Genomic DNA, 22,367 nt, shown 5'->3' on the forward strand with positions numbered 1-22,367 from the left:
CTACACGCTGAAAGGTGCCATTGGTTGGCACCTTTTTCATGTATCCAGCTGATGAGCAGGATAGGCGATAAATTTTTCAATATCACTAGCTGGAAGTGGCTTGGCATAATAAAAGCCTTGTAGATCGTCACAGCCCTGCGCAGATAAAAGTTGCGCTTGTGCAAAAGTTTCAACACCTTCAGCAATGACTTCTAGAGATAGCTGGTGCCCCATTGCAATAATAGCCCCTGTGATTTGCTCAGACTTTGAATCGCTCAAAATATCCTCGATAAATGATTTATCAATTTTCAGGCGGTGAATCGGCAAATCCTTCAAATAGCTTAAAGAGCTGTGGCCTGTACCAAAATCATCAATACTAATACGGACGCCAAGTTGTTTTAGAGATGTCAGTACTTGTTTTGACTGCTTGATGTTGTCCATTGTCATGCTTTCTGTCACTTCAAGCTCAAGAAGTGATGGTTGAAGGTCGTATTTTTTTAGCGTTAGTTTGATCAAATCAATTAAGTCTTCAGAGTTAAACTGCTTAGCAGATAAATTGACCGCAACAGGGATTTTCAATTGCTTGTCATACCACAATTTTGCCTGCTTACATGCCGTGTCAATGACCCATCTTCCAATATCGATAATCAGGCCCGATTCTTCAGCAAGCTCAATGAAAGCCTCTGGTGATTTTAGAGAACCGTCTGGTGCTTTCATTCTTAAAAGGGCTTCAACACCTGTCATCTGTCTTGTTTTGGCGCTGATTTGCGGCTGATAATGAAGCACAAACTGCTTTCTTTGAATGGCATCTCGTAGCTCCAGTTCGCGATTGAGTCTGTCCTCACTCAATCTCTCCATAGATTCAGTAAAGAATTCATAGCGGCTTTGTTTATGTTTCTTTGATAAATACATGGCCATATCTGCTTTTCTCATCAATTCCATACCATTCTTTCCGTTTTGCGGAGAGATGGCGATTCCAATACTAATGGATGTAATGAGCTGATGGTTTTGAATGAAAAAAGGACGTTCAAATTGGCGAATGATGTTTTCCAAAAGCTGTTCAATTTTATGTGTGTTATGCTCCATGTGAGGAAAGATCATTAAAAATTCATCCCCGCCAATTCTTGCAATAAAGCCATTGTCAGGCAAACATTTGGTTAGTCTGTTTGCGGCGGCTTTCAACAGCAGATCGCCTATGTTATGACCAAGGGCATCATTAATAATTTTAAACCGATTTAAATCAAGAAAAAGAACTGCCGTTGACGTTTTTGTCTCTTCTTGAGCGGATAAAACATCATTTAAATGATTAATTCCGTGACGACGGTTCGGAAGTTCAGTTAATGCATCATAATGTGCCATCACATGAATTTCTTTTTCAGCAATCTTCTGCTGGGTTAAATCTTTTAAAACGAGATAAATGCTGTCAAGTGTATGGTTGACGTGTACGGGTATGTATGTAACATGATAATAATAAAACCGATCTGCTGCTTTCAGTTCTGCTTCACGCGTAATTGCTTTTTTTGATTGATAAATAAAGTCTTCCCACATCTCAGTTGGCATGACGTATTGACTCACATCATCACCAATCCAGGAATTGCACATTTTCAAAATGTGTTTGCCTGGGTCATTCGCAGATATCACTTTTCGATCAACAGATAACACGATAATCCCATCTATATTATGTTTGATCAGTGATTGGAACCGCTGTTCATTTTCTTTTAGCTGATCTGATTGTGACATAATTCGGTGATCAATATAGGCGCCGAAAATCATGAGTGATTGGACGATAAGCGTCATCAGACCGATGAAAATGGACAGGCTAAATGGTGACATTTCAAGAGAACCACCCGCAGCGACCTGACCATCTGAATGAAAAAACATCGTCGAAGACGCCATGCCAGTGTAATGCATGCCCGCAACAGCACCGCCCATCATCAGTGCACCCGCTATTTTTAACAGCTGATCCTCCCGCCTTTTCTCAGAGTGATGAAGCCGGAAAAAAAGGTGTAATGAAAAGAATGAAGCGAGCGCACCAATAAAAAAAGAAAGAAAAAAGAGAACAGGGTCATAGCTGATGGTGACATTCGCCATTGATTCCAATCCGAGGTAGTGCATGCTGCAAATAGCTGAGCCCATCGTGATCGAACTAATCAAAAGTCGCCTTGTGGAAAGTTGCTGCTGAATACATATTGAAAAAGCAATGAAAGAACCGATAAAAGAGGTCAAAATCGATAAAATGAGTAAGGGTGTTTCATATGTGATACCAGAGCGTAGATGAAACGCCATCATGCCAATAAAATGCATTGACCATATTCCCATCCCCATGATCATCGCACCAATGATCAACCATACTCTTTTCTTTGCGCCGCTCGACTGGATCACCCGGCTGGCTAATTGAAGAGCTGAGTAGGAGGCGACAGCGGCGACAGCGACTGACAGAAAGACAAGCCATCCGTTGTAGCTTCCTGTTAAATGTGTCATGTAAGAAAACCTCCTGTATCTAAAAACAGACATATACTTAATATATCGGATCAAGTGGCGCCTGTGTTCACTTTTCCTTTACTTAAAAAGGGCATTCAGCATTTTTTTTGAACATTTTTTATAGTAAAATCAAATTTAATGTAAAAAAACGAAGAAAAGTGAATCATTTTTGGTTTTTTATTCGTTTAATAGGTGGCACGGTACGATTTGCAAGCATAGCCTGTCAAACTGATTATGTGTGAAAGGGATTGATAAACATCGAAGATTTTATTATTTCATTAGCTGATGCCTTTAAGAATTTGTCGTACTTCGGCATCTTTCTTGCATTATGCATTGAATTTGTTCCTGCTGAAGTGGTGTTGCCTCTTGCAGGTTACTGGGTTTCAAAAGGGGACATGGCCTTCATTGGTGTTGTGGCTGCCGGTTCTATTGGCGGTGTGGCAGGCCCCTTGACCTTGTACTGGTTAGGGCGTTATGGAGGGAGACCCTTTTTAAATAAATATGGGAAGTATTTCTTTGTTAAACCTGAGTCACTTGATAAATCGGATGCCTTTTTTGAAAAGCATGGCGGATTTGTTGCGTTTAGCGGCCGGTTTATTCCAGGGGTCAGAACCCTTATTTCCATTCCGTGCGGGATTGCGAAGATGAATGTGTGGGTTTTTTGCCTGTATACGTTTTTGGCGATTACGCCGATTACATTTGTGTACGTGTATTTAGGATTTGTCCTTGGAGAGAACTGGCAAGAGGTTGGAACCATTTTAGAACCATATGTATTGCCGATTGGGATTGGTATGCTCTTGTTGTTTGTTTTCTACGTGTGGCTCAAACGAAGAAAAAGAAAAACAGAAACACCAACGGCTTAATCAGCGGGTGAAGATGAAAAGTCACCTGTTGACAATCCGGGGTCTGTTGATTATGATATAAGTAATCTAAATATTCTTAATCCCACCAAAGGGGAGTAGCGTCCGGTTATCACCGGAAACAAAGTCGTCATTACATGGAATCTCATTCCATCGGCTTTGTTGGCATGATTTACATATCACATGTCTAGCAAGACCTTTGCCATTATAGGCAAAGGTCTTTTTTGCATTCATAAGCCTTTGTCTGTTGTGGGACAATAGATAAAAAATAAGGAGGAATGATGATGGATGCAGCAATTATTTTAGAGTACGGGTGGGTTCTTCTCGTATTGATTGGATTAGAAGGGATTTTAGCAGCTGATAATGCGCTGGTTATGGCTGTGATGGTCAAACACCTTCCTGAAAAACAAAGAAAAAAGGCATTGTTTTACGGACTTGCGGGAGCATTTGTCATGCGATTCGGTTCTCTTTTTCTTATTTCGTTTTTAGTAGATGTGTGGCAAGTTCAAGCCATTGGCGCAATTTATCTTCTCTATATTTCGATTCACCATATTTTAAAATCGCACGTATTTAAGAAAAAGGAAGCAGACACAAACATGAAACAAAGCGGCTTTTGGGCAACCGTCGTAAAAGTTGAGCTTGCTGACATTGCATTTGCAGTAGATTCTATTTTAGCAGCCGTTGCATTAGCTGTGACTTTGCCAGCAACAAACCTTCCACAAATTGGCGGGCTTGATGGCGGTCAATTTATTGTCATTCTATTAGGCGGTATCATTGGTCTAGTGATCATGAGGTTTGCGGCGACTGTATTTGTGAAACTGCTTAAAACGAGACCAAGCCTAGAAACAGCAGCATTTGTCATTGTCGGATGGGTTGGCGTGAAGCTGACGCTCTATACACTTTCTCATCCAGCTATTGGGGTCGTGTCCTCTCATTTCATTCATTCAACATTATGGAAAATCATTTTCTGGACGGTCCTTCTCGCGATTGCAGCATTTGGCTGGTTTTTATCAAGTCCATCAAGAAAAGGCGGCCAACAAAACGAGGAAAAACAAGAGAAGCGGCTGGAAGAGTAGGTTTTTTGAAAGAAATATCATTTCATTTTCATAACACGTATATTACAAAAAAGGGGGGGATACCCCCTTATTTCTTTGCTTTTAAACGAAACGTTGTAAAGTAGATAAAGAAATACATGTCACAATTGAGTAACAGGAAATGAATTCCTCATTTCTTCCTTTGCGCTTCCCTCATAAATTAGCTATCATAAATGAGTAATATAGGGAGAACTGAGGTGAAACCATTGCTTAGCCTTTTGTTTAAAAAGGGAAAGAAAAAGCAAACATTAGAGCAGTCGGCAATCAACATCCAACAGGGTGATACCGAGCTGCAAAATGCATTAATAGAGCAATACAAACCATTTGTCGCTAAGACGGTTTCATCCGTTTGTAAACGATATATAGATGAAAAAGATGATGAATTTAGCGTAGGCTTAATTGCCTTTAATGAAGCGATAGAAAAATACTCTGCCGAAAAAGGCAACTCACTCCTTGCATTTGCGGAGTTAATTATTAAAAGAAAAGTAATCGACTATATTCGAAAAGAAGCAAGAAACGCGCCAACGGTTCAAATGGACCTTCAAGAAAGTGAGAATGGCGAATACTCGCAAAGCATGATTGAAGCAGAGCTTTCTGCAAATGAATATAGGCGTTTAATTGAACAAGAACATAGAAGAGAAGAGATTGAACATTTTAAAGAACGATTGAAAGTATATGGTCTTACGTTTCAAGAACTGCTTGAGCATTCACCAAAGCATGCGGATGCGAGACAAAATGCCATTAAAGTGGCCCATACACTCGTTAAGCACGATGAACTGAGAACCATTTTATTTCAGAAAAAACAATTGCCAGTCAAACAGCTGGAAAAGCTAGTGGAAGTCAGCCGCAAAACGATTGAGAGAAATAGAAAATATATTATTGCGATGGCGATCATTATGACAGGTGATTATGTGTATTTGAAAGATTACCTTAAAGGGGTGCTTAATTCATGAGAAGAGGCATTATAGTCGAGAAAAACAAAAAATATGTCACACTGCTGACCCCTGATGGACAATTTCTGCGGACAAAGTATGAACAGCAAGACTATGAAATCGGTCAAGAAGTGACGTTTCCGAATGAATCACGTCTCGAAAGAAAAAGAGCCGGTTTTTTTGACCTGCTTCGTTTACGTCCGTTAAATGCAGGAATTCTATCAATTGCAGCAATTATTGTCGTGATTTTCACTATGATGCCATCTTTCTCAAGTCAAAAAGCATATGCATATATGACGATTGACATTAACCCAAGCTTTGAGCTGAAACTCGATCACAATTATCAAGTGATCGGTGTCACTCCGCTGAATAAAGATGCGAAGCAAGTACTGGCCAGTATGAAAGATTTAGAAAAAAACGACATGACCAAAGTCGTGCAGGAAATCATCGATGATTGTGATAAAAAAGGATACGTGAACCACTCTAAAAGCATTTATATTTCAACTGTTTATGAAAACAAGCAGGATCATACATACAAAACAAACGTAAAAAGTAAAATCAGCACCATCTCGGGGGAATATCAAAAGCGCAATTATAAGCTGGAAACTGTGGAAGGTGACCTGGAAACAAGAGAAAAGGCACAAAAAGCAGGCATTTCAACAGGAACTTATATTAGAAATCAAGAAATGCAAGACAACGAACAAGAGGACTTTAAAAAAGATGATGAAGATCCAGCAGATGACGAGGCTGTCAAAGAAGAAGAGCCGAAAAATGCTGATGAAGATCAAAAAGACGAAGACAAAAAAGAAGACATAAAGACAGACGATAGCGATGAGATGCAGCCTGATAAAGAAGCTCCTGAAGGCGAAGACAAAGAGCAGAAGGAAGTTGAGAGGGAAGAGCAAGGAGCTGTTCAAAAGCCTCACCAAACAAGCCCTCATCTTGACAACAAAGAGAAAAAGGGAAAAGAAGAAAAGGATCGCTCTTTTGAAAAAGACAAAGAGCAAAAAAAAAATCACACGACTGATCCAGATGAAAAAAAACATCCAAATGGCACATCACGTGGTGATACTGAAAAGCATGTAAAAAAAAACGACAGTGGTCAGAATCGTCCGTACGGCGAACGTAACAGAGATGGCGTCAAACAAAAAGGAAAAAACACATCGCCCTCATACCGTGAAAACCGGGATGAGCCTACATATGAACAGTAAAAAAACGCCAGAATAGATCCGGCGTATTTCACCATGTCTTTATTTAGTTGAATGGCCCATTTGAGATTGCGCCTGCTGTACGAGTCTTTTTGTCATCTCGCCGCCAACAGAACCGTTTGAACGTGCGACTGTATCTGAACCGAGATTCACGCCAAATTCTTGAGCGATCTCGTATTTAAATTGATCTAAAGCTTGTTCTACTCCAGGAACAAGAAGTTGATTTCGATTTGCCATCACATATTCCTCCTTTCACCTCATGTTTGTTGCGCCTTCTTATTTTGAAAAAAACAGCCTGCAATTATGCTGGCAATTGCTGCACAAAAAAGCCGAGGTGATGAAAGTCACCTCGGGCTCAGTTTTAAGCCTTTTTCAGCTGAAGCGTATTCAACATCATTTCTTGCGCTGTGCTTTGCAAGTGAGAAGTGAAAACGGAGAAAACGGTAGAACTGATAATGCCTTTAATCAAATGCCATTGCGGCTTCGTCAATTCTGTAAACTCTTCGTGGAGTTTGTCCGTTTGCTCTTCTGTCATTTCTCGTAAATTCGTTTCCTTTAATGGGAAATGTGTATGGTGATAAATAAAATCAAGGACGTGCGCATATGCTTCATAAAAACGGATGGGGCTGATAATATCATCCGTTCGATCTGTGATCGTATTAAATAAGGCAGATAAGATCGTACGAATAGAATCAAAATCAAATACTGATTTTAAATCCCGGACAATTAATAAAATAACGACTTGATCAATGGAGTACTTCTTGCCAAGCTCTGGATGGCCGATCATATCTTTAATATCGCGCTTGATCCAGTTTTGAATGGCTGTCGATTTAAGTGAAGTCAGTTCACACAAGTTGCCAAGCTCAACGATTTCGTTCGTTGAAAGCCCGTGCTCTGATTTTTGCTTCCGCCGTTCGAGTTTTTCAAAAAACGAAGGGATTTTTAATTCATCATATTCATGTTCCTTATCGCTTTTTACAGATAAATTCAAAAGCTGAAGCGGAGTCAGATCTCCCTCGCCTTTTAGAGAATACAGAAGTCTCGTCATGTCAATTCTCGTTAATTTAAAAGTCACCATGTTCCACCTCATTTTGTACGTCAAAAACGTGATTATTGATCTAATTCAACATCATAATCTCTTTTTAATGAAAATGCAAAATAAACTAAAATAGGACCGCTGCGTCACAATTTGTTCACTTGTTTGCGGATGCAAGTAGCGTAATCATTGAAATGACGAGGTTTTAGCCAGTATGATAAACATAGAAAACGATTCCTTTTTCCTTGCAATTTGAGACGTTTATTTTTATAATTTTATTAATAAGTTCAAATGAACTTAATATGACAGCGGAGGTTATGTATGGGTAAAAGAATATTTCTGTTTATATTAACGAACATTCTTGTTATCACTACGATTGGTATTGTCCTATCGGTTATTAGTGCAGCAACTGGTGTTGGTTCTTATATAGGAGCAGACGGAAGACTTAATATCCTTTATCTTCTTGTATTCAGTGCAGTTGTTGGTTTTGTAGGCTCGTTTATGTCACTAGCGATGTCTCGCTGGATGGCAAAAATGATGATGGGTGTGCGTGTGTTAAATCCAGAAAAGGATTCATTAACATATGATGAGCAGCAGCTTGTTGACCGCGTTCACAGACTATCAAGAGCAGCAGGCCTTTCTAAAATGCCTGAGGTCGGTATTTACCAATCATCTGAAGTAAATGCATTTGCGACAGGTCCTTCTAAAAGAAGATCGCTTGTTGCCGTATCAACTGGATTGCTTCATGAAATGGATGATGCAGCAGTTGAAGGGGTTATCGCTCACGAAGTCGCTCACGTAGCGAACGGTGACATGGTTACAATGACGTTACTCCAAGGGATCGTCAACACGTTTGTTGTCTTCCTTTCAAGAATTGCGGCATGGATCGCAAGCCGTTTCGTTCCACGTGAAGAGCTTGTGCCGATTGTTCACTTTATCGCTGTGATCGTCTTCCAAATAATTTTCTCTATCTTAGGAAGCCTTGTCGTTTTTGCTTACTCTAGACATCGCGAATTCCATGCAGACCGCGGCGGTGCGGACCTTGCAGGAAAAGATAAAATGATTCATGCGCTTCGTTCACTAGAGGCGTATACATCAAGAATCAAAGATGACGATCAAGCAGCTGTTGCTACACTGAAAATCAGTGGTAAAAGAAAAGCTTCTCTTTTCTCAACACACCCTGATTTAAACGAAAGAATTAGAAGACTAGAAGCAAAATAAGAAAGATCAAAAGACATTCTGCGTAAGGATGTCTTTTTCTTTTTGATGAAAAAGTAAATAAAGCACAAAATACCTTTAAAATCTTCTTTCTTTTCATTAAAATGATATAGTATTCGAAAAGAAAGATAAAAGAAGGAATAACCATGAATCCAATGAAAAAACTAATCGACCGGCTGTCGGCTTTTCAGTTGATTGCCCTTTATTATTTTCTTGCTGTGACCGTGTCGTTCATACTACTCAGTCTACCAGTGGCTCATCAAGAAGGAGTCAAATGGACATTTATTGATGCGCTGTTTACAGCTGTGAGTGCTGTCAGTGTCACGGGTCTGACTGTTGTCGATACGTCACAAACATTTAGTGTGACCGGGATGTGGATCCTTGCATTTGTTTTGCAAATCGGGGGTATCGGCATTATGACCCTTGGTACATTCGTCTGGCTGGTTATGCGAAAAAGGATCGGCATTAAAGAAAGAAAATTAATTATGGCAGACCAAAACCAGAGCAACTTATCAGGTATCGTAAAACTCATGAAGCAGGTCTTATATTTAATCTTGCTGATTGAGTTTGTAGGCGGTCTGATTTTAAGTATGTATTTTCTAAAGTATTACGATGTGCAAGGCGCTTTTTTACACGGATTTTTCTCTAGTATCAGTGCCACAACCAATGGAGGCTTTGATATTACAGGGAATTCGTTAATTCCTTATAAAGATGACTATTTCGTCCAATTTATCACGATGCTGCTCATCATTTTTGGCGCTATTGGCTTTCCGGTACTTGTCGAAGTAAAGGATTATTTATTCAATCAAGACCGAAAACATGCATCGTTTTCATTGTTTACGAAAATTACAACGATCACGTTTGGCCTCCTTGTTGTCGTTGGGGCAATTGGGATTTATGCACTTGAAGCCCGGTTTACTTTTCTAGGGAAGAGCTGGCATGAAATCTTGTTTTATTCTTTGTTTCAATCAACAGCTACTAGAAGTGGCGGGCTTTCGACATTAGATATTACGCAATTGACAGAGCCGACACTGTTATTTTTATGTTTGTTGATGTTTATCGGGGCATCTCCAAGCTCGGTAGGGGGCGGAATTCGGACAACCACGTTTGCCCTTAACTTACTTGCTTTGTTTCATTTTGCGAGAGGAAATAAGTCCATTAAAATCTTTAAAAGAGAGCTTCATCAAGCGGATATTAATAAATCCCTCATGGTGACGATGATGGCCTTTATTTTAGTGTTTGGTGCTACGTTTCTGTTAACTTTATCAGACCATCATACGCTTCTTGAAACTTTATTTGAAGTTTGTTCTGCCTTCGGAACAACGGGACTGTCGCTCGGAATTACGTCTGACTTGTCCGTATTTGGTAAGTGTATTATTATGGTCGTCATGTTTATAGGACGGATTGGAATTCCAAGCTTCTTGTATTTAATTGGCCGCCGGGAAAGTGAAGCGAATTATCATTATCCGAAAGAGCGTGTGATCATCGGCTAACCAGTATTCCTACTGAATGCTGGTTTCAGCGTGTAGACAAACCCTCGCATTCGTTGTCAAATCTGTGCTCCGGTGCTCACGAATGTCGAATTCGCTCCGCTCCGGTGCTCGACTTTCCTAGACTGCAAAGGTTTTCTATCACGCTGAAAAGAAGAAGAGCTAAAATAAAGATCATTTTAACTCTTTATCAACAATCAGACCAGCATTCCTACTGAATGCGGGTTTTTTTATTTCCATTATATAACTGGCTAAATCACAAAGGATGTTCGCAATCTATAGGTAAGAGGTGAAAGAGACGTGCTGGATGTGTTATGGAAAGCAATTGTAATGCTACTCGTTGGTACCTTGCTGCTGAGAATAGCAGGACCTAAATCCATTAGTCAATTAACGGTTCAACAGACAGTCATCATGATTTCAATTGGATCGATTATTATCCAACCCTTCATTGAGCATAATTTACTTGAAACCATTTATGCAGCGACCATCTTTATTGTGGCACTTGTGGTGATGGAAAAGCTGTCAATTCGGTTTGATTTCTTTGAAAAATTGGTTTCAGGGAAGTCTGTGGTGATTTTAGAGGATGGAGAAATGCTTGATCACAAGCTGAAAAAAACGCGTCTGACAAGGGACGAATTCAAAATGCGCTTAAAGCAGCAGGGCATCACAGACATCAGCAGTCTCAAAAAAGCAACGCTAGAAGCGAATGGGCAAATTGGATATGAGTTAAAGCCTGAGGAAAAACCAGTGACAGTCAAACAAATGAAAGAGCTGTTTGATCAATTGAGCGAAGAACTAAACATGTTAAAAAGGAATGATGACAAATGAAAAGAAAAGCAGCAAAAAATGAAGCACTCACGAATAATATGACGCCTACAGAAAGCATGGCACACGATCAAGGACAAACACAATTTGACGAGCAATCAGAAGACCGCCAGGCGAACCGAAATTCTCATCAAGGTAAACAGGGGGGAGCATCTCGTGACTAAAAAACATGTGAAAAGTAAAGATATGAAAGACCATAAAAAACCGATGAACCCCGATATCTTGGAAGAGGAATTTGGCAGCGAGCTGGGAGATATAAACAGCAGTAAATGGATTGATACCTTAATGAAGCCTAAAAAAAACGATGAATGTCATACTGAACAGAAAAACAAAAAATAAATAGAAAAAACGATCCAAAGAGATCGTTTTTTCTATTTAATATAACTGTTTTGTCTGCCAGTAATGGTTCTCATCAGACTGGTCATTTTGAGCTCGATGACTGGTTGTGCAACAGTTTTAACAAATGTGCTAGATAGTGTAAAGGTTAAGAGAACCGTAAGCAGCAATAGAATCAATACACTTGCCGTATTTAGAGCCCAATCATCAAACCAAGTCGTTCTTAAAAGCTTAATCACAAAGCCATGAAGTAAATAGACATAAAGCGTTCTTGTGCCCCATTTGGTAAAGAAGAACCGGCGTGTTGGGACTAATGCAAAGAAACTAAAGGTAGCAGCAAATGCAAGTAAATACCATACCATTCGTTTCATAGCTGCAATGAGTCCTTCATCTCCAAGAGAAGCGTAAGACTGTGACCCAAATAAAAAGGAATAATCGAATTCATAAAAATAGCAAAACATGAACACGGCCATCAGTACAAGAAGTGCAGTCAGTTTCCCTTTGCTTGTTCGGATAAATTCAAAGTGCTGCTTTTTTAAATAAAAGCCAGCTAAAAACATCGGCAAAAAGACAAACGTACGAGATAGGCTGAGCGTATCGCTAATGCTGTCCACGTAACCGACAAGTAACGCCATCGATAAACTAACAATCATTGCCCAGTGGAATGGCAGTTTTGAAAAAGGAATGAGTAGTAAGTTCCAAAAGAATAAACTGATTAAAAACCATAAAGACCATTGTGGATCAATCGGATTTAAGTTAGAGATGCTTTGATCCTGTAAGAAATAATAATACACAGAATAGATGACCTGAAAAATCAAATATGGGATGATCAGCTTAACTGCGACTTTTTTCATAAAACCTGGTTTTCTAAAACCTTTGGCAAAGAAGCCAGACACTAATATAAAAGCGGGCATATGGAATGTATAAATAAATTTATATAAGTAGAGTATCCAGTCATTATCATGTATGAATGACCGTAACAAATGACCAAAAACAACTAGAAAAATCAGAAGAAATTTTGCATTATCAAAATAACTGTCTCTCGTTGACGTCATAACATCACCTTTCCTGCTTCATTTCGAACATAAACGTTCTAAGTGCACTGTTCCCTCATTTGCCCCATTTTAAAATACAAATTGGCTCATTTCGCTATTTGATGTGAAATTGTAGAACGGTTGTAAAAGAAGCGTAAGAAAAGAGAATCGTTATACAATCGTGTCATCCAAATGAAACAAATGAAGCAAGCCTCGTGTAAAAAGTTCTCTTTTTTTATGAGTCGAATGAAGGAACAATGAAAATCTTGTAGAAATATTGTAGAGGAATGAGGCTGGAAAAGGAGTGTAAGAGAATGACTGAAACGCTCGATGGTGCGAAAAATATCAGAAAATTAGAAAAAGAGAACGAATATTTGCGAAATGAATTGGTACAGCACAAAATGCTGTTAAATAAGACGTTAGATGCCATCTTTATATTTGATCAGCACCTCAACATTATCCAAGCCAATGAAGCGACATGCAGGCTTGTGCAAACACCGAAAGAAGACCTCCTCAATAAATCCGTTCTAGATTTCCTATACGGCATCCCGAAAAACAAAATTGACTGCTCACTTGAGATTTTTTTTCGAAAAGGAACGTTAAAAAGAGAGATCTCCATTCAACTTGAAAATGGAGAGACAAAATATATTGAATTTGTAGCAGAGCACGACGTGGTGAATCAACAATATATTGTCGTCATGCGTGATATTTCTTCAAAGAAAATATTAGAGCGAGAACGTTCGATGAATGAGCAGCTGTTTAAAGATTTATTTGATCGAGCGATTGACGGTATGGTCATTTTTGATCAGGATGGTTGTATGATTGACGCCAATCACTCTTTTTGCCAGAGCTTTGAACTTCAAAAAACAGATTTAACAGACCGCTACTTAAATGAATTTGTTGAAGAAGAAAACCTTCCAGCGCTCCAGCAGCTCTTAACTTCATTGAAAGAAACAGGGAAAGCAAAGGGAGAACTTCCTGTTACCCTACAATCTGGGCAGCACAAATTATTCGAACTGACCATCACATCCAATGTGATGAGTGGTTTTTACATGTCCATCATGCGTGATATTACAGAAAAAAGATTAATGGAAGAAAAGCTGCTAAAAAGTGAAGAACGTTTTAGAGAAATATTCGAAAATGCGATGGATGCCATCATCATTTGGGCGGATGATGGAGAAATTGTCAGGGCAAATGAATCAGCCTGCCGAATTTTTGAATTACCGATGCATCAGCTGATTGGCAAGAAACTCATGGATTTTCTAGTCAAATCTGATCGCAGATACCGGCCGACAAGAAGACGGTATATAAGGAATCTTGAAATCAGAGAAGAACTCCTCTTTAGAATGGCGAATGGCCAATTCAAAGAGCTTGAGTTCACCTCTAAGCATGCGGTATTAGAAGGACAGCACTTAACCATTTTACGGAATGTCAGTGACAGAAAGCGAATGGAAGAGGAGCTGCGAGAAAGTGAGCTCAAATTCCGTAAAGTATTTAATGGCTCTATGGATGGCATTGTTCTTTTCGATAATCAATACCGGATTATTGATGTGAATCCTTCCGCAAGTGAACTACTTGGCCTCAAAGATGATCACTTAACGGAAATGAACCTTTTTCATATCCTTGCGCCATATCAAATTGAAAATTTGGCGCAGCCAGCTCAGGCGATGTCATTAGATGAGATGGACAATGAAGTTCCATTTGTGCTGAACCATCCAGATCAACGTATTTTGGAGTTTTCTTTTAAACGAAATATTATTCATAACATGAATTTGGCCATTTTTAGAGATGTGACTGAGCGCAAGGAATTAGAGGAGCGGGTAAGAAAATCGGATACGCTTCATGTTGTCGGAGAGCTTGCCGCTGGAATTGCCCATGAAATTAGAAATCCAATGACGGCTTTAAAAGGCTTCATTCAGCTGCTCAAAGGAAACATTGAAGGGGAGTATTCGCTCTATTTTAATGTCATCACATCAGAGCTAAAAAGAATCGAATCCATTATTACAGAATTTCTGATTTTAGCAAAACCGCAGGCCATCATCTATGAAGAAAAAAATGTCGTGCAAATTGTCAAAGACACAATGGATCTTCTTCACGCACAGGCCAATCTTGGCAATGTGCAAATGCACTTAAATGTGCTGGATGATATTCCGCTCATCTACTGTGAACAAAATCAATTGAAGCAAGTCTTTATTAACATTTTAAAAAATGCGATTGAAGTAATGCCTCAGAAAGGAAATGTATACGTGAGCATTCAAAGGAAGGGCGAGGAGCACATTGTCATTTCTCTTCGTGATGAAGGCTGCGGCATGACAGAGGATAAACTAAAGCGTCTCGGAGAACCATTTTATACAACAAAAGAAAGAGGAACTGGACTTGGGTTAATGGTTAGTTATAAAATTATTGAAGAGCATCAAGGAACCATTGAAGTTGAGAGTGAAGAAGGGGTCGGAACAGTGTTCCATCTCACGCTTCCACTCCGTCAGCAGAAACAAGAAGGGGAGCTTTAATGTGTATTATACAGTCTATACCGCACCAATCGGGGCATTATACATACTAGAGAAAGATGGTGCCATCATTGAAGTGAAGTTTGATGATGAATCGTTTTTGGTCAAAAAGCAGAGAGACCGTTTTAAACAAGAAGACACGCCTGTATTAAAAGAAGCGAAAAAACAGCTGGATGAATATTTTAAGGGCGATCGGAAAGTGTTCGATCTCCCGCTCAAGCAAGCAGGCTCTCCGTTTCAAGAGCAAGTGTGGGAGGAACTTTCTGCTATTCCGTATGGTGAATCAAAAAGCTATGCTGATATTGCAGAAGCGATCGGCAATCCAAAGGCTGTCAGAGCCATTGGACAAGCTAATAGACGCAATGCGTTGCCTATTTTTATCCCGTGTCACCGGGTCATTGGAAAAGACAGGACTTTGACGGGTTATGCAGGGACGAAGACAGGGATGAAAGCGATCCTGTTAGAATTAGAAGGCATCCCATTTGTTCAAAAATAAATAAATTGACCTGTTCCAAATGTTTAGCGAGCGACATATCCTTTTATTAAGCTAAAAAAGTTGGTCTAGGGAAAAAGGAGGCTGCTAACATGTTATGGGGCAAAAAAGATAAAATGTACGCCGTCACATCACTATGTGTCAAAATGAACGTGTTGACAGAAGAACAGAAAAAAGAAATATTAGCAAAAACGAACGAAACAAAAAAGCGCGGTGCTCTTAAATGATAAGAACCCCGCGCTTTTGTTTGATTAAAGTGACACGCTTTCAGTGAATAGTGCATCAATCTCTTCTGTATAGTTGGAAGTGATGATGCCTTTTTCTGTAATGATTCCGGAAATGAGATGATGAGGAGTAACATCAAAGGCAGGGTTAAATACCTGCACGTCAGGAGGCGCAATTTGGATGCCGTTTAATTCCTTTACTTCCTGTGGGTCGCGTTCTTCAATCGGAATATCTGACCCATCCTGAGTTGACACATCAAAGGTCGAAAGAGGCGCAGCCACAAAAAATGGAATTTGAAAGTGTTTAGCTAAAATAGCCAGACTTAACGTTCCAATTTTATTTGCTGTATCACCGTTTCTAGCGATTCGATCTGCACCAACAATAACGGCAGAAATTTGTTTTTCTTTCATCGTATGGGCTGCCATATTATCCGTGATAAGCGTCACATCTACGCCGCCCTGCATCAATTCCCATGTCGTCAGACGAGCGCCTTGAAGGACAGGACGTGTTTCACATGCGTAAATGTGAAGATCGAGGTTTTTCTTTTTCGCTAAATAAAAGGGTGCAAGCGCTGTTCCGTAACGGCTTGTGGCAATGGAGCCTGCGTTACAAATGGTCATAATTCGATCACCAGATTTAAAGAGCTGAAGAGCATTTTGACCGATTTGCCGACATGTTTCTTCATCTTCGATTTGAATTTGAATGGCTTCATGGACAAGATCAGTTTTGGCTGCATTCACCGAAGCAGCACGCTCAATGCGCTGATAAAGCCGGTCTAATGCCCAGGCAAGATTCACAGCGGTTGGACGAGCACTGTTTAAATATTCTTTCAGGCGAGCGACTTCTCGCTTAAAGAGATCAATGTCTTCTGTATCAATCTCTTGTGCACTGAGTGCGAGCCCAAAAGCCGCTGTAATGCCAATAGCAGGTGCTCCGCGCACTTTTAGCGTCACAATGGCATCATACACATCTTCTTTTGTATATAAATGCTCAAACACGGTTTCAGCGGGTAATTTTTGCTGATTCAAAATGTTGATACGGTTTTCTTCCCATTCGACGGAACGGGGAACTTCAAATTCTTTAGACAAAACTCGTCACTCCTTTACAGTTTGCTGGAATAATGCGACGAGGTCAGACGCTGTTTCCACTGCTTGATATTGTTTGATCAATGTTTTTCCTAGTGTAAGTGCTGCTTTTTTCTGCTGAAGCCTTCTAGAATGTGATGGAATCGCATCGAGATCAGCCGCATGCGCAAGACCGATGGTTCGGCGAACAAGCTCACAGCCAGCAAAGCCGGTGGCTTCTTTTAAAATACGGTCAAACGTTGTTTCTAAAAAGCTGTCCGATACACTAAACGCTTCAATACTGTCTTCTTTCCATGCTTTTGTGAACACTTCTTTGAATGTTGCCCACACATTGACGACATGATCAAAAAGGTGCTGCTGATCCTGTTCATTCTCATGAGATAAAGCATTTATGAACAGATTGGCAATAAAGTGACCGATATCGAATCCGAAAGGACCGTAAAAAGCGAACTCTGGATCAATGATTTTCGTTTCTGTTTCGTTTGCAAAAATACTGCCTGTATGAAGATCTCCATGTACCAGTGTTTCAGCAGAGGTTAAGAAGATCCGTTTCAATTCGGCAGCTTTTGCTTGCAGTTCAAGATCAGCCCATAGTGCTTGTGCCTCTTCTCTTAATTCCTCTTCGAAGTCATTCGTCTCGCTGTCAAAGAAAGGATCTGTGAAAACGAGTTTTTCTGTAATGTCACAAAGATCAGGATTCGTAAACTGCTTCACGAATTGTTTTTTGATTTTAGGATTTGTGGCAAAGTCAGACGTGTAAAATAGTGTTTTGCCTAAAAATTCTCCGACATGATCTGATAAATACGGATAATGTTTTCCGGCAATTAGCCCTTTTCTGACGATTTCAAGGTGTGATAGATCCTCCATTGCCGTCACTGCAAGAGCTGTATCCGAATAATAGACGGCTGGTACAAGATGAGGTGCATACTCTGACTGCTTGATGAGTGCTGCACTTTCAATTCTTGCACGATCTAATGTCAGCGGCCAGCTTTCTCCAACGACTTTTGCGTAAGGAAGGGCCTGTTTGATAATCAGTCCTTTTGCTTGTTTGTGATCATAAATATGAAAGACGTAATTTAAATTTCCGTCACCGATTTCAGTGCATGTTAAATGACTGCTCTCCTGAATCAATCCAAGTCTAATGGCAAGTGCAACTGCCGAACTTTCTGTTAATTCTTCATATGATGCCGTAAGTGTAACCAATTGCTTCCCCTCCAAATCATATAAAAAAGCCTCTTTCTCCTGAGAGAAAGAGGCTTGATGGCGTGTATGCTCGAAGCCTCTCTTATCTCTCAGCACATACGTCTGATGGAATTAGCACCGTGCCCTATAAGACAATTGTCTTGGCGCTGTACTTGCTGCGCCCCACTTCACAGTGGTATTAACGGTCGGTTGCTGTTGGGGTCAAAAGGCCAAATCCCTCGCCCAACTCTCGATAAGAGAAATCAATATGTAATTGTTTCATGTCTGCTTGCATTTCTTAATTCTAGATATTATCAGAGCTGCAGTTCACATGTCAATCTTTTTTCAAAATTGCTTTACAATTCATAAAACAATCCATTACAGTGATTGTATTGTCATGTAACTTGAATAGAAGGTGAAAAAATGGAATTCCAGCAATCGGATGTATTGAAACATTTACCGAAACAATTTTTTGCGTCGCTTGTACAAAAAGTACAGAAAAAAGTGCAGGAAGGGGCAGATGTGATTAATTTAGGTCAAGGAAATCCTGATCAGCCCACTCCTCCACATATTGTGAAAGCGATGCAGGAAGCGGTAGCAAAACCTGAAAATCATCAATACTCCTCATTCCGCGGGACAGCGAAACTAAAAAAAGCTGCAGCTGCTTTTTATGAAAGAGAATATGGCGTCACGCTTGACCCAAAGACAGAGATTGCCATCTTATTTGGAGGGAAAGCGGGACTAGTCGAATTGCCGCAATGCTTACTGAATCCAGGTGATACGCTGCTTGTTCCAGACCCAGGATATCCTGATTACTGGTCAGGCGCTGTGCTTGCCGGAGCTCGCATGGTCACAATGCCTCTTCTTGAACAAAATGATTTTTTACCTGACTACCACCAATTGTCAGAGCAGGATAAGAATCAAGCAAAGTTGATGTACTTAAATTACCCAAATAATCCGACTGGTGCGACTGCAACCCGGACATTTTTTGAAGATACTGTTGCGTTTGCGAATGAAAATAAGATGTGTGTAGTCCATGATTTTGCATATGGCGGCATAGGATTTGACGGCGAAAAGCCCCTTAGTTTCCTGCAAATAGACGGAGCAAAAGAGACAGGTATTGAAATCTATACATTGTCCAAAACGTATAATATGGCTGGTTGGAGAGTCGGTTTTGCAGCAGGGAATGCCTCTGTTATCGAAGCCATTGAGCTTTATCAGGATCACCTGTTTGTGTCACTGTTTAAAGCAACTCAAGATGCAGCAGCAGAAGCACTTTTAAGCGATCAAACGTGCGTACAAGTACAAAATGATCGGTACGAAAAAAGACGAAACACTTGGATTGCTGCATGCAAAGAGATTGGCTGGGACGTCAGTGCGCCAAAGGGCTCATTTTTTGCTTGGTTAAAGGTGCCTGAAGGGTATACATCGGAAACTTTTTCTGATGTATTATTAGAAAAAGCACATGTTGTTGTGGCACCGGGGAATGGCTTTGGTGCTCATGGTGAAGGCTACGTCAGAGTCGGGCTTTTAACAAGTGAGGAGCGGCTAAAGGAAGCCGCTGATCGTATCGCTGCCTTGCAGTTATTTGAAAAAAAGCCATTGACAACGTAAAAAAATGGTGCGATAATTCAGGCAATATTTAAGAAAATTGAATATTCTTATCAAGAGTAGGCAGAGGGACTAGCCCAATGAAGCCCGGCAACCGACTTCCATGAAGCACGGTGCTAATTCTTGCAGCAAGCGCTGAGAGATAAGATTCGGATGAATGAGACGAAACCTCTTTAACGCGCTGATCAAGCACTTAAAGAGGTTTTTTTATTGACCATATACAGGACGCAATCGAAAGGGGATTCCTAGTGAGTGAACTACTGGCAACATACGTACTAACACATCGAGAGGATGAACAAATAGACCGAAAAGCAGAGCAGATCGCACTTGGGTTAACGGTCGGGTCATGGACGGACTTGCCGCAGCTCAAAAAGGAGCAGCTGAAAAAACATAAAGGCCGTGTGGTGAGCGTAAAAGAACAGTCTCCCTCAATTGGTGGTCTGTATCAATCAGAGGTGACCATTGCTTATCCTGAGGCGAACTTTTCAGCTGATATACCAGCGGTGTTGACGACGATTTTTGGAAAGCTTTCACTGGATGGGAAAGTAAAGCTCGTTGATATCGAATTTTCGGAAAGGTTTAAAAGCTGTCTGCCAGGACCGGTATTTGGCATTGAGGGGATACGAAAGAAAGTAGGCGTGTTTGATCGGCCGCTATTGATGAGTATATTTAAAGGCGTGATCGGTCGTGATATGGAGGATTTAAAAGAACAGCTCCGCTTACAGGCTTTAGGTGGAGTAGACTTCATCAAAGATGATGAGATTTTATTTGAAAGCCCATTAGCCCCTTTTGAAGATCGAATCAAGGAAGGAAAAAAGATATTAAAAGAAACATATGAAGAGACAGGACATCGCACGCTTTATGCTGTTAATTTAACTGGTAGAACTTTTGATTTGAAAGATCGAGCAAGAAAGGCAGCCGAACTCGGGGCTGATGCGCTTTTATTCAACGTTTTTGCCTATGGACTTGATGTCATGCAAAGCTTGGCTGAAGATCCAGAGATCCCATTGCCGATCATGGCACATCCGGCAGTGAGCGGTGCAATGACATCATCTCCAGACTATGGATTCTCGCATTCTCTTCTTTTAGGCAAATTAAATCGATATGCTGGTGCTGATTTAAGTCTTTTTCCCTCTCCTTATGGATCAGTCGCCCTTCCGAAAAAAGATGCCATTGGCATTTTCGAAGCATGTGTGAAAGAGGATACAGTTCAACAAACATTTCCTGTCCCTTCAGCAGGCATTCACCCGGGAATGGTGCCGATCTTAATCAAAGATTTTGGACTTGATCATGTCATTAATGCAGGCGGGGGAATTCACGGACATCCGCGGGGAGCAATTGGAGGAGGGAAAGCCTTTCGTTCGATCATTGATGCGGTGATCAAAAAAGAGTCTATCGAAGAAAAAGCATCAACTTGTCAAGATTTACAAGCAGCACTTGATCTTTGGGGAAGGGTAGCAGAATAAATGAAAAAACCAATTGTATGTTGTGATTTTGATGGCACGATTACGAAAAATGATAATATCATTCGCATCATGAAGCAGTTTGCTCCAAAAGAATGGACGAAATGGAAGGATGGTGTTCTAGCAAAAGAGATCACGATCCAAGAAGGCGTCGGGCAGATGTTTCAGTTACTGACGAGTGATCAGAAAGAAGCCATTCGGTCATTTATTTTAGAGGATACAGAGATTCGTGAAGGATTTGAACAGTTTGTCGATGATGTCAAAAAAGCAGACATTCCTTTCTATGTACTCAGCGGCGGTATGGACTTTTTTGTCTATCCCATCCTTGAAGGGATTGTCGAACAAGAGAATATTTATTGTAACCATGCATCATTTAAAGAAGACCATATTCAAATTGAATGGCCGCATGCCTGTGATTCAGAATGCCAAAATGGCTGTGGCTGCTGCAAGCCTTCCATTATTCGAGAGCTGACGCAGGAAGATGATTTTATTATCATGATTGGTGATTCAGTGACTGATATTGAGGCAGCGAAACATGCGGATCTCACGTTTGCGCGTGATTATTTACTGAACGAATGTAAAGAGCTAGGGCTCGTACATAAAGAGTATGAAACATTTGTTGATCTAAAAGCGCAATTTGATCAAATAAAGGAAGTGAAGGAATGGCAGAAGAGAAGAGTAAACGCTGGAAGGAACTAGCAGACGTCAAACGCGAATTGGCACAAAGAGACTGGTTTTACGGAACGAGTGGCAATTTATCGATAAAAGTGTCAGATGATCCCATCACGTTTTTGGTGACGGCAAGCGGCAAAGATAAACGAAAAGAAACCGATGAAGATTTTGTTCTTGTTGATGCAGCAGGTCAGCCGGTTCATCCGAATGAGCCGCTCAGGCCATCAGCTGAAACACTGCTTCACACATACGTTTATGAGCGGACGAAAGCAGGATGTTGTCTTCACGTCCACACGATCGATAACAATGTCATTTCTGAGCTGTATGGCGATAAAGGAGAAGTTCGTTTTAAAGGTAATGAAATCATTAAAGCGCTTGGTTATTGGGAAGAGGATGCAGAAGTTGCTGTTCCTATTATTGAAAACCCAGCTCATATTCCGCACCTTGCAGAGCAATTTGCAGTGCACCTGACGGACGATGCTGGTGCTGTACTCATTCGTAATCATGGCATCACCGTTTGGGGGAAAACCGCATTTGAAGCCAAACGAGTCTTAGAGGCTTATGAATTTTTATTTACCTATCATTTGAAAGTAGCGCTTTATCAAAAGCAGCTTGTTAAATAAAAAGGAGGAAAAA

The 22,367-nt window shown here is 40.4% G+C and carries 22 protein-coding genes and 3 riboswitches; of the genes, 16 read left to right on the forward strand and 6 right to left on the reverse strand.

Annotated elements, in window-relative coordinates; genetic code table 11:
* Window positions 1-36: 36 nt before the first annotated feature.
* Entirely contained in the window at window positions 37-2,460 is a 2,424-nt protein-coding gene (locus MHI20_RS00410; protein WP_045034955.1) for an EAL domain-containing protein, read from the reverse strand.
* A gap of 248 nt (window positions 2,461-2,708) precedes the next feature.
* Here MHI20_RS00410 and MHI20_RS00415 point away from each other — a divergent pair, with 248 nt between their 5' ends.
* The 4 genes from MHI20_RS00415 (at window position 2,709) to MHI20_RS00430 (ending at window position 6,557) form a co-directional block, all read left to right on the forward strand.
* The gene (locus MHI20_RS00415) at window positions 2,709-3,323 is read left to right on the forward strand and encodes a DedA family protein (RefSeq protein ID WP_045034956.1); all 615 of its coding nucleotides are present in this window, start codon (window positions 2,709-2,711) and stop codon (window positions 3,321-3,323) included.
* Window positions 3,324-3,401: 78 nt separating this feature from the next.
* A riboswitch (yybP-ykoY riboswitch) is annotated at window positions 3,402-3,572 on the forward strand.
* 32 nt (window positions 3,573-3,604) lie between these two features.
* Window positions 3,605-4,396, forward strand: coding sequence for a TerC family protein (locus MHI20_RS00420; protein WP_045034957.1), 792 nt, complete (start codon window positions 3,605-3,607; stop codon window positions 4,394-4,396).
* A 215-nt stretch (window positions 4,397-4,611) separates the two neighbouring features.
* Window positions 4,612-5,367 (forward strand): RNA polymerase sigma factor SigI, encoded by a 756-nt coding sequence (gene sigI, locus MHI20_RS00425; RefSeq protein WP_008346139.1) that lies wholly within the window; start codon window positions 4,612-4,614, stop codon window positions 5,365-5,367.
* Complete coding sequence (locus MHI20_RS00430; protein ID WP_045034958.1) at window positions 5,364-6,557, forward strand: anti-sigma factor domain-containing protein; 1,194 nt, start codon at window positions 5,364-5,366, stop codon at window positions 6,555-6,557. The genes sigI and MHI20_RS00430 overlap by 4 nt, the downstream gene beginning before the upstream one ends.
* 39 nt (window positions 6,558-6,596) lie before the next feature.
* Here MHI20_RS00430 and MHI20_RS00435 read toward each other — a convergent pair whose 3' ends face one another.
* Together MHI20_RS00435 and MHI20_RS00440 are read right to left on the reverse strand one after the other, a co-directional pair.
* The gene (locus MHI20_RS00435) at window positions 6,597-6,791 is read right to left on the reverse strand and encodes an alpha/beta-type small acid-soluble spore protein (protein WP_008346135.1); all 195 of its coding nucleotides are present in this window, start codon (window positions 6,789-6,791) and stop codon (window positions 6,597-6,599) included.
* Window positions 6,792-6,915: 124 nt separating this feature from the next.
* Window positions 6,916-7,632, reverse strand: a complete 717-nt coding sequence (locus tag MHI20_RS00440) for a DUF1836 domain-containing protein (RefSeq protein ID WP_045034959.1) — start codon at window positions 7,630-7,632, stop codon at window positions 6,916-6,918.
* Window positions 7,633-7,911: 279 nt separating this feature from the next.
* Here MHI20_RS00440 and htpX point away from each other — a divergent pair, with 279 nt between their 5' ends.
* The 5 genes from htpX (at window position 7,912) to MHI20_RS00465 (ending at window position 11,462) form a co-directional block, all read left to right on the forward strand.
* Window positions 7,912-8,811, forward strand: a complete 900-nt coding sequence (gene htpX / locus MHI20_RS00445; RefSeq protein ID WP_008346130.1) for a protease HtpX — start codon at window positions 7,912-7,914, stop codon at window positions 8,809-8,811.
* A 143-nt stretch (window positions 8,812-8,954) separates the two neighbouring features.
* A complete protein-coding gene (locus tag MHI20_RS00450; RefSeq protein WP_007498761.1) occupies window positions 8,955-10,301 on the forward strand; it encodes a TrkH family potassium uptake protein in 1,347 nt (448 codons plus the stop codon).
* Between the two features lie 297 nt (window positions 10,302-10,598).
* Window positions 10,599-11,126, forward strand: a complete 528-nt coding sequence (locus MHI20_RS00455) for a DUF421 domain-containing protein (RefSeq protein ID WP_045034960.1) — start codon at window positions 10,599-10,601, stop codon at window positions 11,124-11,126.
* Window positions 11,123-11,287: a hypothetical protein gene (locus tag MHI20_RS00460; RefSeq protein ID WP_017367114.1), complete on the forward strand. Its 165-nt coding sequence runs from the start codon at window positions 11,123-11,125 to the stop codon at window positions 11,285-11,287. Before MHI20_RS00455 ends, MHI20_RS00460 begins: the two co-directional genes overlap by 4 nt.
* Window positions 11,280-11,462 (forward strand): hypothetical protein, encoded by a 183-nt coding sequence (locus MHI20_RS00465; RefSeq protein WP_008346122.1) that lies wholly within the window; start codon window positions 11,280-11,282, stop codon window positions 11,460-11,462. Before MHI20_RS00460 ends, MHI20_RS00465 begins: the two co-directional genes overlap by 8 nt.
* Before the next feature lie 32 nt (window positions 11,463-11,494).
* Here the strand turns inward: MHI20_RS00465 and MHI20_RS00470 are convergent, their stop codons facing one another.
* A complete protein-coding gene (locus MHI20_RS00470) occupies window positions 11,495-12,514 on the reverse strand; it encodes an acyltransferase family protein (protein WP_017367116.1) in 1,020 nt (339 codons plus the stop codon).
* A 293-nt stretch (window positions 12,515-12,807) separates the two neighbouring features.
* On the opposite strand from MHI20_RS00470, the gene MHI20_RS00475 reads away from it, so the two are divergent.
* The 3 genes from MHI20_RS00475 to MHI20_RS00485 all read left to right on the forward strand — a co-directional run bounded on the left by MHI20_RS00475 (window position 12,808) and on the right by MHI20_RS00485 (window position 15,720).
* Window positions 12,808-15,003: a PAS domain-containing sensor histidine kinase gene (locus MHI20_RS00475; RefSeq protein WP_041507398.1), complete on the forward strand. Its 2,196-nt coding sequence runs from the start codon at window positions 12,808-12,810 to the stop codon at window positions 15,001-15,003.
* Between the two features lies 1 nt (window position 15,004).
* On the forward strand, window positions 15,005-15,496 hold the full coding sequence (locus MHI20_RS00480) for a methylated-DNA--[protein]-cysteine S-methyltransferase (protein WP_041507397.1): 492 nt from the start codon (window positions 15,005-15,007) through the stop codon (window positions 15,494-15,496).
* A gap of 89 nt (window positions 15,497-15,585) precedes the next feature.
* Complete coding sequence (locus tag MHI20_RS00485; RefSeq protein ID WP_017359454.1) at window positions 15,586-15,720, forward strand: hypothetical protein; 135 nt, start codon at window positions 15,586-15,588, stop codon at window positions 15,718-15,720.
* 24 nt (window positions 15,721-15,744) lie between these two features.
* Here the strand turns inward: MHI20_RS00485 and mtnA are convergent, their stop codons facing one another.
* Together mtnA and mtnK are read right to left on the reverse strand one after the other, a co-directional pair.
* Window positions 15,745-16,806, reverse strand: coding sequence for an S-methyl-5-thioribose-1-phosphate isomerase (gene mtnA, locus MHI20_RS00490; RefSeq protein ID WP_017367119.1), 1,062 nt, complete (start codon window positions 16,804-16,806; stop codon window positions 15,745-15,747).
* 6 nt (window positions 16,807-16,812) lie between these two features.
* Window positions 16,813-18,006: an S-methyl-5-thioribose kinase gene (gene mtnK, locus MHI20_RS00495; RefSeq protein ID WP_045034961.1), complete on the reverse strand. Its 1,194-nt coding sequence runs from the start codon at window positions 18,004-18,006 to the stop codon at window positions 16,813-16,815.
* Window positions 18,007-18,086: 80 nt separating this feature from the next.
* A riboswitch (SAM riboswitch) is annotated at window positions 18,087-18,244 on the reverse strand.
* A 164-nt stretch (window positions 18,245-18,408) separates the two neighbouring features.
* Here mtnK and MHI20_RS00500 point away from each other — a divergent pair.
* The 4 genes from MHI20_RS00500 (at window position 18,409) to MHI20_RS00515 (ending at window position 22,354) form a co-directional block, all read left to right on the forward strand.
* Window positions 18,409-19,599 (forward strand): pyridoxal phosphate-dependent aminotransferase, encoded by a 1,191-nt coding sequence (locus MHI20_RS00500; protein WP_268361423.1) that lies wholly within the window; start codon window positions 18,409-18,411, stop codon window positions 19,597-19,599.
* A gap of 44 nt (window positions 19,600-19,643) precedes the next feature.
* A riboswitch (SAM riboswitch) is annotated at window positions 19,644-19,745 on the forward strand.
* Between the two features lie 99 nt (window positions 19,746-19,844).
* Window positions 19,845-21,062, forward strand: a complete 1,218-nt coding sequence (mtnW, locus tag MHI20_RS00505; protein ID WP_340936255.1) for a 2,3-diketo-5-methylthiopentyl-1-phosphate enolase — start codon at window positions 19,845-19,847, stop codon at window positions 21,060-21,062.
* Window positions 21,063-21,758: a 2-hydroxy-3-keto-5-methylthiopentenyl-1-phosphate phosphatase gene (locus MHI20_RS00510; protein WP_340936256.1), complete on the forward strand. Its 696-nt coding sequence runs from the start codon at window positions 21,063-21,065 to the stop codon at window positions 21,756-21,758.
* Window positions 21,722-22,354 carry a methylthioribulose 1-phosphate dehydratase gene (locus MHI20_RS00515; protein WP_340936258.1) on the forward strand — a complete coding sequence of 211 codons (633 nt, stop codon included), beginning with the start codon at window positions 21,722-21,724 and terminating at the stop codon, window positions 22,352-22,354. The genes MHI20_RS00510 and MHI20_RS00515 overlap by 37 nt, the downstream gene beginning before the upstream one ends.
* Window positions 22,355-22,367: the final 13 nt, after the last annotated feature.

It is taken from the genome of Bacillus sp. FSL K6-1106 (genome assembly GCF_038005245.1).
In the GTDB taxonomy this organism is placed as follows: domain Bacteria; phylum Bacillota; class Bacilli; order Bacillales; family Bacillaceae; genus Bacillus; species Bacillus altitudinis.

Bases quoted from the DNA above. Each gene is read 5' to 3' on its own strand.
- MHI20_RS00410 (WP_045034955.1), bottom strand. From the start codon at position 2,460: ATGACACATTTAACAGGAAGCTACAACGGATGGCTTGTCTTTCTGTCA.
- MHI20_RS00420 (WP_045034957.1), top strand. From the start codon at position 3,605: ATGGATGCAGCAATTATTTTAGAGTACGGGTGGGTTCTTCTCGTATTG.
- MHI20_RS00430 (WP_045034958.1), top strand. From the start codon at position 5,364: ATGAGAAGAGGCATTATAGTCGAGAAAAACAAAAAATATGTCACACTG.
- MHI20_RS00435 (WP_008346135.1), bottom strand. From the start codon at position 6,791: ATGGCAAATCGAAATCAACTTCTTGTTCCTGGAGTAGAACAAGCTTTA.
- MHI20_RS00440 (WP_045034959.1), bottom strand. From the start codon at position 7,632: ATGGTGACTTTTAAATTAACGAGAATTGACATGACGAGACTTCTGTAT.
- htpX (WP_008346130.1), top strand. From the start codon at position 7,912: ATGGGTAAAAGAATATTTCTGTTTATATTAACGAACATTCTTGTTATC.
- MHI20_RS00450 (WP_007498761.1), top strand. From the start codon at position 8,955: ATGAATCCAATGAAAAAACTAATCGACCGGCTGTCGGCTTTTCAGTTG.
- MHI20_RS00460 (WP_017367114.1), top strand. From the start codon at position 11,123: ATGAAAAGAAAAGCAGCAAAAAATGAAGCACTCACGAATAATATGACG.
- MHI20_RS00470 (WP_017367116.1), bottom strand. From the start codon at position 12,514: ATGACGTCAACGAGAGACAGTTATTTTGATAATGCAAAATTTCTTCTG.
- MHI20_RS00475 (WP_041507398.1), top strand. From the start codon at position 12,808: ATGACTGAAACGCTCGATGGTGCGAAAAATATCAGAAAATTAGAAAAA.
- MHI20_RS00485 (WP_017359454.1), top strand. From the start codon at position 15,586: ATGTTATGGGGCAAAAAAGATAAAATGTACGCCGTCACATCACTATGT.
- MHI20_RS00500 (WP_268361423.1), top strand. From the start codon at position 18,409: ATGGAATTCCAGCAATCGGATGTATTGAAACATTTACCGAAACAATTT.
- MHI20_RS00510 (WP_340936256.1), top strand. From the start codon at position 21,063: ATGAAAAAACCAATTGTATGTTGTGATTTTGATGGCACGATTACGAAA.
- MHI20_RS00515 (WP_340936258.1), top strand. From the start codon at position 21,722: ATGGCAGAAGAGAAGAGTAAACGCTGGAAGGAACTAGCAGACGTCAAA.